Source organism: Streptomyces sp. NRRL S-350 (assembly GCF_000719705.1).
GTDB lineage: Bacteria > Actinomycetota > Actinomycetes > Streptomycetales > Streptomycetaceae > Kitasatospora.
The window spans coordinates 63,904-74,688 of sequence record NZ_JOHO01000032.1 but is presented as its reverse complement, the minus strand read 5'-3'; the positions used below and the strand labels follow the sequence as shown (position 1 = coordinate 74,688).

Here is a 10,785-nt window from a genome sequence, read left to right as displayed (position 1 = left end):
GGGGTGGGCGTGGCGGCCGGGGCGGGGTCGGGGACGGATGCCGGGCCGCCGACGGTCGGCACGCGTGGGGGCGGGACGCGGTCGGGGCGCGGCGCCGGGGTGGCGCGCAGCAGGGAGTCGTAGGCGTCGACGAGTTCCGGCCCGGGGTCGATGCCCAGTTCCTCGGCCAGGGCCCGGCGGGTGCGGTGGAACCAGTCCAGGGCCTCCGAGCGCCGGCCGGCCCGGCCGAGCGCCAGCATGAGTGCGGCGACCAGCGGCTCGCGCAGCGGGTTCATGGTGGCTTCGGTGGAGAGCACGCCGGCCGCGGCGCCGTGGTCGCCGAGTCGGCCGTGGGCGCGGGCCAGTTCCTCCACCGAGGCGAGGCGCAGTTCCTCCAGGGCGTGGGCGGCGCACTGCAGGGGCACGCTGGGCGCGGTGCCGGCCAGGGCGGGGCCGCGCCACAGCGCGAGCGCCTCCTGGAGTGCCGCCACCGCCTCGCCGGTGTCGGGCAGCGAGCGGGCCGAGCGCACCAGGCGTTCGAAGCGGTCGGTGTCCACCGCGAGCTCGGGCACCCGCAGCAGGTAGGCGCCGCCGTCGGTGACGAGTTCGACTCCGCCGTCGGGTGCGCCGTGCGCGGCGAGCAGCGCGCGCAGGCCCGACACGTGGTTGTGGATGACGGTGCGCGAGTGCCGGGGCGGTTCTTCGTCCCACAGCGTCTCGGTGAGCCGGTCGACGGTGACCGGTGCGCCGGGGTTGAGCAGCAGCATGGCCAGCAGGCTGCGGCGCTTGGCGGACCCGACCGGAAGCTCCCGGCCGTCCGCCGCCACTGCGGCCACCGAGCCCAGCAATCGGAAATCCAAAACCCGCCCCCCACTTAATGCGACAAGCATATGACCATAGGGGATATGTCGATTCGGCCCGCCGCCCGGGTGACGCTCCCGGAACCACCGGACGACGGCCGGCCGCCCCGGGCCCGGGAACGACGAAGACGAACAGGCCGGAGCCGGCAGCGGCGGCCGGCCAGGGCATCGGCGGAAGTGGCCGCCGGATTACTTCCGCCGGTGTTTCCGCCTGGTTTGCCGGCCCGGCGGATGGTCGAATCGCTGCGCACGCCCACGCCACCGCCCATTCGACCCCGGGGAGAGGCATGTCCATTCCGTCCGACCGCCGCAAGCTCGCCTACGGAGGCGTGGCCACCGCCGTACTCGCGCTCTCCTGGGCCACCGTGAGCCCCAGCAGCGCGGCCGGCACGGTGCTGTGGACCCCGAACACGAGCAAGGGGGCGTCCTCCTTCACCGCCGTGCAGTGCGCCCCGGGCAACTTCAAGGTCGTGACCGATGCGGCCAAGGGCAAGGTGTGGCGGGCGTACCAGGCCGCCGGCGAGGAGCGCTGCGAGACGCTAGGCCCGGACCTGAAGAACGGCGAGACGTTCTACCTCGGGTGGTCGTCCAAGGTCGACATCAAGGACGCCAACAGCCGCTACGTGTTCCAGCTCAAGTGCTCGCCGAGCACGGACACGGCCAACCACCCGATCGAGATCGACGCGACCGACGGCCGCATCCGACTGCAGGAGTGGGACACCCAGCACGTGTCGCACACGCTGTGGACCGCGCCGACGGCGAACGGCCAGTGGCACTCGTACGCGCTGAAGATCCGCCTGGGGCGGACCGACGGCACCATCGACTTCTGGTTCGACGGCAAGAAGCAGACCTTCACCACCGGCTCGGGCACCTTCAAGGGCACCACCTGGGACGGCGACCGCAACTACCTGAAGTGGGGCTCGTACCACGAGTCCACCGGCGACGCGACGAACACCTTCACCAGCCCGGTGATGGCCACCACCCTGGAAGCCGCCACCGCCGGCTCGTAGGAGCGGCGCGGAAACGTCCGCAGGCCCGAACCGCCATGTGGGGGCGGTCCGGGCCTGCGGCATGTCAGCTTTCAGACGTCGCCGAACTCGCCACTACGGACAGCGGCGACGAACGATGCCCAGGACGTGGACGGGAAAACCAGCGCCGGACCCTGCGGATCCTTCGAGTCACGGACCCTGCCCGGGTGCGCGTCATCCACCTCGATGCAGCCGCCCCCGCCATTGCTGTAGGTGCTCTTGCGCCACTTGGCGCCCGTTGGGTCATGCATGGTCCAGTTCCTTCCGTGCCTCCCGGATCATGGCCAAACTGTCCGGCTGGCTGAGCGCGTCGACCTGGAGTCGATCGTATCTATCGACCCATCGGGCCACCGTCTCGATATCTTGCTCCAGGTATCCCCGTTGAAGCGTCTCCGTGTACCCGACCAAGGCCCGATTTGGGAGGGTCAAGAGCGTGACGGGGTGGGACAGCGGTCGATTCTCGGCCAGACGGTACGGGGCGACCTGGATGATGACATTCGGGCGCTCGCCGAGACTCTCCAGGTGAGAGAGCTGCGTGGCCATAATCTCTCGACCACCAATCGGTCGGCGCAAGGCCCCCTCATCCAGAACAGCATGGACCGTTGTACCTCTGTCGAGCATAAGTTGACGTTGGGCCAGCAGACCGAGTCTCCCGTCGGCTTGCTCCCGAGTCGCTTCCCCGCGTCGGACGATGCCAGCTTCGTAGGCTGCGCTGTAGTCCGGGTGCTGGAGTATTCCCGACACCATGTCCGTGTCGAACAGTCTGGCTGCGATCGCCTCGCGTTCCCGGCGAAGGTACTCCGAGAACCCAGGCAGCAGAGCACCGTTCTTCCAACTCCACCACAGCCCCGTCAGAGCACCACCGGCGTCGAGGGCCGCGTCTACGCGTTCTACGAACTTTAAAGACGGAGCTTGTTTGGCTCGCTCGACGTTCGAGATGTAGACGTTGGAGTACCCCACTCGCTTGCCAAGCTCAATCTGTGTCATCCCCTTTGCCTGACGCGACCTGCTGATTTGAACAGCCAGCGCTTCCAAGGGTGATGACTTTGGGTCAAGTGTGCGACGAGCCAAGATCATCTCTTTTAAAATCGTCCTGACTAGAGATTTGAAACTCTTCCAATCCTAGAGGACGCTAGCCACCCTGGTAGTCAGTCGGTCACACACCGAAGTCGCCACCTTCGCGGAGACTCCTATGCCGGACGCGCAGAACCCCTCCCTTTCCTTCCAACTCCACGAGGTGGTGCAGGACTTCAGTCAGCCGCACGGCGGTTCGCCGGGCGAGGCCGTCTTCGTGGAGGCCGTGTTCGGGAAGGCTGTTCTCCGGCCGTTGGGAGCCGCCGGGCCCGAGCGGCGGGTCGATCTCGGCCTGATCCGGCCGCTTGACCCCAGGGAGTTCGCGCCGGGCACCCGTGGCCGCCCGCGCCGCCGGCCGTTCAGCGGATGGTCCCTGCCGTCCGACAGCAATTCCTCATACCTGGAGCAGAGTTGAGCAAGACCCTCTTCAACAGCAAGCCTCCCGGCCGACGGTCGGGCCACCAGGTCCTCGCCCTGCGCGAGGATCCGGGAGGGTCGGGCGACTTCTTCGTCCTCCTGGTCGACTTCGCCCACCAAGACGGGCTGACCCTGCCCGGCGGCAGTGCCGAGCAGAACGAGTTGCCCCACCTCGCCGCCCGCCGGCACCTCGAAACGCAGACCGGGCTCGTCCTGCCGCTCCGCACCATCCTCACCGTCGACTACTCCCCCGCCGCCGAACTCCCCGAGGCCCTCGATTTCGTCTACGCGGGCGGGGTGGTCACCTCCCGGCAGGCCGGAGCCATCCGCCCGCACCAGCCGCCGGAAGGCATCCGCGCCCTCCACTGGGCACCCCAGGCCAAGCTGCGCAGGGTCATGGCGGACGACCAGTACCGACGCGTCGAAGACGCCTGGGACGCCTGGGAACACGGCGCCGGACTCCCCCTCCTCATCCAGGGCGTTCCGGTCCCGGTCGGCTGACCACCACCCCGGCACCCGCAGGCCCACGCCGCCATGGGCGCGTCCGGGCCTGCACCGTGGGCTCAGACGTCGCCGAACTCGCCGCCGCGCACAGCGCCGACGAACGACGTCCAGGCCTCGGAGGGGAAGACGAAAGAGGGCCCCTGCGGGTCCTTGGAGTCGCGGACAGGGACCAGGCCGGGGAAGTCCACTGCCACCTCGCCCCCGGTGGCGAGCAGAGGGGGCGCTACCGGCTCCGCGCGCGCCCCTTCATTTCACTACGCGGCTGTTTCCTCTCTCCCGACGGGTACTCACGATCCTTATGGGAATGGGATCCTGTGCATACCGACGTTGTTGGCGAGGCCGTCGGCATCGGACCAGGAGACGAGACCATGAAAATCCCGTCCGCATCCGCTGACCGGAACGTTCGGCGGCGGTTGCCCGCCGGGTCGTCCCGGGGCGGGTCGTCCGGCGCGCGTCGGCGGCGGTGCGCCGCCTCGGCGCCGGGCCGGGCGCCGTTCACCACCGGTGTGAGGAATGCCGGCGGACGCCCTCTCGCGGGTGACATCGCCGACCGTGTCCGCCACACGCCCGCTGCCTCTGCCCCAGTCGCAGTCGCAGTCACACGCGAGCCGGGAGGCGGGGCACCGGCACGGCACCCGGCACCGACCGACATCTGGAGGAAGACATGGTGAAGTTCCACACGATGGCCGCCTGCCTGTCGATGGCCGCGGGGCTCGCCCTCACCGCGGCGGCCTCGTCCGCGGTCGCGGCGCCCGCGGCGACCGGCTACGACCGGTGCGCGAGCGGCAACTTCTGCCTGTTCCAGGACATCGACGGGCAGGGCCGCGTCGTGGGACTGGGCGGGGAGCGCGCCTCGCTCGGTTCGCTGGACTTCGACAACATCACGTCGTCGCTGCGCAACCGGACCGGCCGCGTCTGGTCGGTCTACACCAACGTCAACTTCGGCGGCCGGTGCCTGCCCGTCGCCGCCGACTACACGGGCAACGTCACGCAGTACAGCATGAACGACCAGATCAGCTCCGCACGGCCCGGGGGTTGCCCCTCCTGAGGCGTGCGCCTCGGCCCGGGTGTCGGGCCCGGGCCAGGCGACCTGCTGCGCAGGAAGTCGGCCAGGCCGACTTCCTGCGCAGCAGCGCCCTTCCCTCCCGGTGGGCGTACCGGGCAGGGCCGATTGTGGGCACCGAACAGCGACCGCCACGGTCGGAGCCGAGAGCGGGCCCCGGCAGCAACGGACGCGGACGTCCCGGCGGGGCCCGGACAAGCACGGACGCCTTCCGGTGCGCCCTTTCGGAGAAGGTCGATCGGATCCGCAACGGCACGAGGCTCGGATCCTGCTCCGCGTGGGCGTGCTCGCCGACCGGGGCGTTCCGGTCCCGGTCGGCCGACCACGCCCCTGACACCCCGCTCCGCAGGCCCGGACCGCGATGAGTGTGGTCCGGGCCTGCGGTTCCTTGCGGGTCTGCCGTGGGTTCGGCCGCGCGGTCAGGTCAGGCGGTGTTCCCACCGCAAGGCCGGGTGGTCGCCGATCCGGTAGGTGTGCGCCTCGGGGGTGACGCGGAGGCGGACGGCGCTGAGGTCGGGGCGTCCGGTCTCCTGCCAGGCGGTGAGCACGTCCTCGATGACGTCCCACAGGGCGACGGGGCCGCCCTGGCGCACGGTCCAGCCCTCACCGTCGTCGTCGAGCTGGGCGAAGGACTCACGTGCCGGGTCGAACAGGTACACCGTCTGCTCGCCGCCGCCGGCGACCGCTGTGACCATCTGGGCTCCGGGCGCGGCGAGTTGGGCGAGGAAGGCCGGTGTCCACTCGTTGAGCACCTGCGGGGCGACCGGGGTGCGCCGCTCGGTGTCGGCGTACGCGGCCCGGGCCGACAGGTCCCCCGCGAGCGGCACCACGGCCTGGGAACGGGCCGGCATGAAGGAGGAGCGGCCGATGATCCGGCCCTGCGCCGTCCCGTCCTCCCCCACGGTCACCTTGGCCAGACCGGTGCCGTACGCCCAGGAGCCGACCGTGGCCAGGACCGTGCCGCCCGGCCTGGTCTGCCGCACCCAGGTGTAGGGGATGCGGCGGACGGCGCAGGTGGCGACCACCCTGTCGTACGGGGCCCGGTACGGGTGGCCGAGCAGACCGTCCGCGGTCACGGTCCAGGTCGAGTAGCCGGCCGTCTCCAGCGCGGCGTCCGCCCGGGCGGCCACCTCCGGGTCCACTTCCACGGTGGTGACCTGGTCTTCGCCGAGGCGGTGGCACATCAACGCGGTCGAGTAGCCGGTGCCCGTGCCGATTTCCAGCACCGACTGCCCGTCCTCCAACTCCAGGGCCTCGATCATGCTGACCACGGTGGCCGGGACCGTGGAGGAGGAGGTCGGGAACCCCCGTACGGCACCGGAGGCCTGGTCGGCCGTCAGGTGCCCGTTGAGCTGGGTGACCAGTGACTGGTCGCTGTAGGCGATCCGCACCCACTCCTCGGGGTCGGCGCCGAGCGCGGTCACCGGCCGCCACCACCCGTCGTCGGTGGGCAGGAACACCCCGGGCTGCAGGAACAGCTCGCGGGGCACGGCCTCGACCGCCGCTCTCCAAGCCGGACTGGTCAGGTCGCCGCTCGCTTCGAGACGGTCGGCGAGCGCGCGGCGCTCGGGCGCGGTGTCCGGGATGTCCGGGATGTTCGGGGTCATGGCCCTCCTTGTTCGAGAAGGTCAGCGAACGCGCGGGTCAGCTGCAGGCCGGTCTCGTCCTCCAGCCATCCCCACTGCCCGTTCGGATTCAACTCCAGCCAGTGGGCGTCCCCGGCCCGGTCGACGGCGAGATCGAAACTGCCCGACGCGAGGCCGAAGTGCTTCAGGAAAGCGACCAAGGCCTTGGCCAACCGGTCGGGCAGGTCGACCACGCTGTAGCGGAGCGCGCTGGAGTCGACGTGGTCGTCCGCGCATGGTGTTCCGGCCCCCGGATCGTCGGCAGACCGACGCCGGACCTCTCACGTCGGCAGGTCGGCCGACGCTCCGACTCTCCGACTCTCCTACTGATCAGGGGAGTTGGGGTCCGGTGCGGCCGGTGCGCGGCAGCGGTTCCATCGGCTGCGGTGCCTCGGGGCCGACTCGCCGCACCCGCAAGGATTGGACTTGTGGGTCCATTTTCGGCTGCCTACCGTGCTGCACGTTCCCTCACGAACGAGCCCGCACAGGAAGGTGTCAGCCCATGCACGCGATCCGGATCGAGGAGCACGGCGGCCCCGAGGTCATGCGCTGGACCGAGTTGCCGGACCCGGTGCCCCGCCCCGGTGAGGCGCTGGTGCGCCTGGGCGCGGCCGGGGTCAACTACATGGACGTCGGCGCCCGCGCGCAGGGCGGCCCCGGCTGGGCGGCGCCCACCGGCCTGGGCGTCGAGGGCATGGGGTACGTCGCCGCCCTCGGGCCGGGGGTGCACGGCCTGGCCGTGGGCGACCGGGTCGCCTGGTTCTACCACCCGGGCAGCTACGCCGAGTTGCTGGCCGTCCCCGCGGACTCGCTGGTCAAGGTGCCGGACGGGGTGCTGGACGAGATCGCGGGCGGCGTGCTGATGCAGGGCCTGACCGCCAGCCACCTGAGCACCGAGACGTACCCGGTCGGCCCGGGCGACACCGCCGTGGTGCACGCGGCGGCGGGCGGGGTGGGCCTGCTGCTCACGCAGATGGTCAAGGCCCGCGGCGGGAACGTGATCGGCCTGGTCTCGCGCCCGGAGAAGGCGGACGTCGCCCGGGAGGCCGGGGCCGACCACGTGCTGGTGCACGCCGGCGGCGGTTTCGAGGAGCCGGTGCGGGAGCTGACCGGCGGCCGCGGGGCCGACGTGGTCTACGACGGCGGCGGCGCCGACACCTTCGCCTCCTCGCAGCTGGCCCTGCGCCCGCACGGGGTGCACGCCTACTACGGCCCGTTCATGGGCGTGCCGACGCTGCGCCCCACCGACCTGCCCAACAGCATCCTGCTGACGTACCCGATGGTGCACCACCACGTCGCCACCCGCGAGGCCCTGGTGCGGCGCTCCGGCGAGGTGTTCGACCTCGTCCTGCGGGGGCGGCTGACCCCCCGGATCACCGGCCGCTACCCGCTCGCCGAGGCGGCCCGGGCACACGCGGACCTCGAATCCCGGCGCACCACCGGCAAGCTGCTGCTCCTCCCCTGACGGGGGCGCACCGGACGCGCAGTGCGCGAGGATCGGATCCGAGGATCGGATCGCAGGATCGGAGCAGGGCCGGATCGCAGGGCCGGATCGCAGGGCCCGTTCCGACGACCAGGACACCGGGAGGGCACGTGCCGTTGACCCGCAAGGGCGCCGCGACCAGGCAGCGCATCGTGGAGGGCGCCGCCGGGCAGATCCGCGAGGAGGGCGTGTTCGCGGTGCGGCTGGAGGACGTCATGGCCCGCACCGCGACCAGCAAGAGCCAGCTGTTCCACTACTTCCCCGGCGGGAAGGACGAGCTGCTGCTGGCCGTGGCCCGCCACGAGGCGGCCCGGGTGATCGACGACCAGCAGCCGGAGCTGGGCTCCCTCACCTCCTGGGACGCCTGGCACCGGTGGCGCGACAAGGTCGTCGCCCGCTACCGGGCGCAGGGCTCGGACTGCCCGCTGCACGTGGCCCTGTCCGCGCTCGGGTCGGCCACCGGGGCGGCGCGGGCGGTGGCCGGCGAGCTGCTGGGGCAGTGGCAGGAGCAGTTGGCGGCGGGCGTGCGCCACCTGCAGGCCGTCGGCGGGACCGACCCGGCCCTGGACGCCGACCGGGAGGCCGCGGCGCTGCTGGCCGGGGTGCAGGGCGGCGTGCTGATCCTCATGACCACGGGCTCCGTCGCCCACCTGGAGGCCGCCCTGGACGTGGGTCTGGCCCGGCTGCGCGCGGCCCGGCCCGGCGCGGCCTCGGCGGTCGGCGCGACCCCGGCAGTCGGCGCGGTCCCCGCGGTCGGCGCGGCCCCGGCGGTCGGCGCCGCTCCGGGGACTGGTGCGGCCGCGGGGGCGGGCTGACACCCGCCGCTGTGGGATCAGCCACAGGCCGGGACCGGGCCGGGGCGCCCGGAGTGACAAGGGTCACGCTGTGTGCCCGATCCGGCGGCCGGAGGGCGACGGGCCCGGCAGGACTGGGTGAGGCTTGGATCGGTGTGGCCGGAGGTCCTGCCCGTTTCGGGACCAAGGTCATCAGTCCGTTTGACCTTGGACCTCGTGGTGGGCCCGGCGGGGCGGGGCAACCCTGGACGGTCGCCCGGTGTGATCGGGCTGCGGGCGCCGTCCGAGCGGGCGGCGCCGTTCCCTGCCGTCTACCCGGCGCACGGTGAACGGGCCCAGGCCCGCCGCCGTACGCTCCGGAGGACCCCAAGCACATGTCCCAGACCATCGACAACGCCCCGTATACCGCGTTCCACCGCAGGCTGGCCCTGGCCTGTTCGGGCGGACCGCTGCTGGACGGCTACATCCTGAGCATCGTCGGCGTCGCCCTGATCGGGATGCGCCCCGACCTGGGGCTGTCCACCGCCGAGGTCAGCCTGATCGGCGCCGCCGCCCTGGTCGGCATGTTCGTCGGCGGCGCGCTCTTCGGCGTGCTGACCGACAAGATCGGCCGGGAGGTGATGTACACCGCCGACCTGCTCGTCATGGTCGCCTGCTCGGTGCTCTCCTTCTGGGTCGACGCGGTGTGGGCGATCACCCTGCTGCGCTTCGTCCTCGGCATGGCCGTGGCCGCCGACTACCCCATCGCGACCTCGCTGCTCGCCGAGTGGCTGCCCGCCAAGCGGCGCGGGCGACTGCTCGGTCAGCAGATCGTCGCCTGGTACGCCGGCTCCGTCCTGGCCTACGTGGTGGGCTACCTGTTCCTGGAACTGGCCGGGCCGGGCAGCTGGCGGTGGATGCTCGCGAGCTCCACGGTGCTGTGCGTGGTCTTCCTGGTGATCCGCCGCGGCTCCCCGGAGTCGCCGCGCTGGCTGGCCGCCAACGGGCGGGTCGGTGACGCGGTGCGCGTGGTCGAGAAGCACCTCGGGGTGCGGGTGGACGGCCGCGAGCTGATGCCGGACCCGGCCGAGGCCGGCCGGCCCGCCGGGCTGCGCCTGCTGATGACCCAGCCCTACCGGCGCCGCACCCTGTTCTGCGGCCTCTTCTTCCTGTGCCAGGTCGGCCCGCTGTTCGCGATGCTCACCTTCGGCCCGCAGATCCTCTCCTCCTTCGGCATGCCGGGCGGCACCGTGATGGAGACCCTGGGCACCGGACTGATCAGCCTGGTCTTCCTGCTCGGCTGCTACCCGGCGCTGCGCTTGATCGACAGCCGCGGCCGCCGGCCCGTCATCATCTGGTCCTTCGCGTTGATGACCGTCCCGCTCGCCCTGCTGGGCGTGTGGCCCACCGCCCCCGCCGCGATCGCCCTGCTGGCACTGTGCGCGTACGCCTTCCTGTGCGGCGGGCCCAACGTGCTCGACTGGACGTACCCCAACGAGCTGTTCCCCACCGAGATCCGGGCCACCGCCGTGGGTGTGGCCACCTCGGTGAGCCGCATCGGCGCGGCCGTCGGCACCTACCTGCTGCCGCTGTCGCTGACCGGGCTCGGCACCGGGCCGACGATGCTCATCGCCGCCGGCATCACCGCGCTGGGCCTGCTGGTGTGCGTGCTGTGGGCCGAGGAGACCCGCGGCACGGCCCTTGGTGCAGCGCCGGGCGCCGCCAAGGCCCCGGCGCGGACCGTCCCCGCCCCGCGGGTGCCGCAGGCGGTGCGTTGACGCCGCGTGGAGGTTGCATTGACGCTTCGCGGAGGCTGCGTTGACGCTGCGTTGACGGCCGAGGCGTGAACGGCGGCGCCGTCCGGGGTTCCCGGGCGGCGCCGCCTTCTTGCTCGCGGGCCGTCGACACCTTGCAAATGTGCGGCGCGTGCAACTATCTTGTGGAGCATAAATTGCAGCTGCAATCAGTTGCGGGTACGT

The 10,785-nt window shown here is 71.9% G+C and carries 13 protein-coding genes; 7 read left to right on the top strand and 6 right to left on the bottom strand.

Annotated elements, in window-relative coordinates:
• A partial coding sequence (locus IF30_RS0125695; protein ID WP_199807921.1) for an AfsR/SARP family transcriptional regulator occupies nt 1-839 on the bottom strand: 839 nt, incomplete at its 3' end.
• 287 nt (nt 840-1,126) lie between these two features.
• Between IF30_RS0125695 and IF30_RS0125690 the strand changes: the two genes are divergently transcribed.
• Nucleotides 1,127-1,849, top strand: a complete 723-nt coding sequence (locus IF30_RS0125690) for a heparin lyase I family protein (protein ID WP_051711128.1) — start codon at nt 1,127-1,129, stop codon at nt 1,847-1,849.
• Between the two features lie 71 nt (nt 1,850-1,920).
• Here the strand turns inward: IF30_RS0125690 and IF30_RS0125685 are convergent, their stop codons facing one another.
• Together IF30_RS0125685 and IF30_RS0125680 are read right to left on the bottom strand one after the other, a co-directional pair.
• A complete protein-coding gene (locus IF30_RS0125685) occupies nt 1,921-2,118 on the bottom strand; it encodes a DUF397 domain-containing protein (protein ID WP_030242761.1) in 198 nt (65 codons plus the stop codon).
• A complete protein-coding gene (locus tag IF30_RS0125680) occupies nt 2,111-2,944 on the bottom strand; it encodes a helix-turn-helix domain-containing protein (protein ID WP_030242758.1) in 834 nt (277 codons plus the stop codon). Before IF30_RS0125680 ends, IF30_RS0125685 begins: the two co-directional genes overlap by 8 nt.
• 115 nt (nt 2,945-3,059) lie before the next feature.
• On the opposite strand from IF30_RS0125680, the gene IF30_RS0125675 reads away from it, so the two are divergent.
• Complete coding sequence (locus IF30_RS0125675) at nt 3,060-3,356, top strand: hypothetical protein (protein ID WP_030242756.1); 297 nt, start codon at nt 3,060-3,062, stop codon at nt 3,354-3,356.
• Complete coding sequence (locus tag IF30_RS43935) at nt 3,353-3,859, top strand: NUDIX domain-containing protein (protein ID WP_051711125.1); 507 nt, start codon at nt 3,353-3,355, stop codon at nt 3,857-3,859. The genes IF30_RS0125675 and IF30_RS43935 overlap by 4 nt, the downstream gene beginning before the upstream one ends.
• 62 nt (nt 3,860-3,921) lie before the next feature.
• Here IF30_RS43935 and IF30_RS45595 read toward each other — a convergent pair whose 3' ends face one another.
• Entirely contained in the window at nt 3,922-4,056 is a 135-nt protein-coding gene (locus IF30_RS45595) for a DUF397 domain-containing protein (protein ID WP_324605653.1), read from the bottom strand.
• Nucleotides 4,057-4,526: 470 nt separating this feature from the next.
• Between IF30_RS45595 and IF30_RS0125660 the strand changes: the two genes are divergently transcribed.
• Nucleotides 4,527-4,910 carry a peptidase inhibitor family I36 protein gene (locus IF30_RS0125660; protein WP_030242752.1) on the top strand — a complete coding sequence of 128 codons (384 nt, stop codon included), beginning with the start codon at nt 4,527-4,529 and terminating at the stop codon, nt 4,908-4,910.
• Between the two features lie 434 nt (nt 4,911-5,344).
• Here the strand turns inward: IF30_RS0125660 and tgmC are convergent, their stop codons facing one another.
• Together tgmC and IF30_RS0125650 are read right to left on the bottom strand one after the other, a co-directional pair.
• Nucleotides 5,345-6,532 (bottom strand): ATP-grasp peptide maturase system methyltransferase, encoded by a 1,188-nt coding sequence (tgmC, locus tag IF30_RS0125655; RefSeq protein ID WP_107054515.1) that lies wholly within the window; start codon nt 6,530-6,532, stop codon nt 5,345-5,347.
• Entirely contained in the window at nt 6,529-6,744 is a 216-nt protein-coding gene (locus IF30_RS0125650; protein ID WP_030242748.1) for a hypothetical protein, read from the bottom strand. Before IF30_RS0125650 ends, tgmC begins: the two co-directional genes overlap by 4 nt.
• 308 nt (nt 6,745-7,052) lie before the next feature.
• Between IF30_RS0125650 and IF30_RS0125645 the strand changes: the two genes are divergently transcribed.
• The 3 genes from IF30_RS0125645 (at nt 7,053) to IF30_RS0125635 (ending at nt 10,584) form a co-directional block, all read left to right on the top strand.
• Nucleotides 7,053-8,015 carry a quinone oxidoreductase family protein gene (locus IF30_RS0125645; RefSeq protein WP_030242746.1) on the top strand — a complete coding sequence of 321 codons (963 nt, stop codon included), beginning with the start codon at nt 7,053-7,055 and terminating at the stop codon, nt 8,013-8,015.
• A gap of 128 nt (nt 8,016-8,143) precedes the next feature.
• Nucleotides 8,144-8,848 (top strand): TetR/AcrR family transcriptional regulator, encoded by a 705-nt coding sequence (locus tag IF30_RS0125640; RefSeq protein ID WP_078891690.1) that lies wholly within the window; start codon nt 8,144-8,146, stop codon nt 8,846-8,848.
• 353 nt (nt 8,849-9,201) lie between these two features.
• Nucleotides 9,202-10,584, top strand: coding sequence for an MFS transporter (locus IF30_RS0125635; RefSeq protein ID WP_030242740.1), 1,383 nt, complete (start codon nt 9,202-9,204; stop codon nt 10,582-10,584).
• Nucleotides 10,585-10,785: the final 201 nt, after the last annotated feature.

Excerpts from the sequence above, each read along its gene's own strand:
- IF30_RS0125660 (WP_030242752.1), top strand. The coding sequence starts at position 4,527 with ATGGTGAAGTTCCACACGATGGCCGCCTGCCTGTCGATGGCCGCGGGG.
- IF30_RS0125675 (WP_030242756.1), top strand. The coding sequence starts at position 3,060 with ATGCCGGACGCGCAGAACCCCTCCCTTTCCTTCCAACTCCACGAGGTG.
- IF30_RS0125690 (WP_051711128.1), top strand. The coding sequence starts at position 1,127 with ATGTCCATTCCGTCCGACCGCCGCAAGCTCGCCTACGGAGGCGTGGCC.
- IF30_RS0125645 (WP_030242746.1), top strand. The coding sequence starts at position 7,053 with ATGCACGCGATCCGGATCGAGGAGCACGGCGGCCCCGAGGTCATGCGC.
- IF30_RS0125680 (WP_030242758.1), bottom strand. The coding sequence starts at position 2,944 with ATGATCTTGGCTCGTCGCACACTTGACCCAAAGTCATCACCCTTGGAA.
- IF30_RS0125685 (WP_030242761.1), bottom strand. The coding sequence starts at position 2,118 with ATGCATGACCCAACGGGCGCCAAGTGGCGCAAGAGCACCTACAGCAAT.
- IF30_RS0125635 (WP_030242740.1), top strand. The coding sequence starts at position 9,202 with ATGTCCCAGACCATCGACAACGCCCCGTATACCGCGTTCCACCGCAGG.
- tgmC (WP_107054515.1), bottom strand. The coding sequence starts at position 6,532 with ATGACCCCGAACATCCCGGACATCCCGGACACCGCGCCCGAGCGCCGC.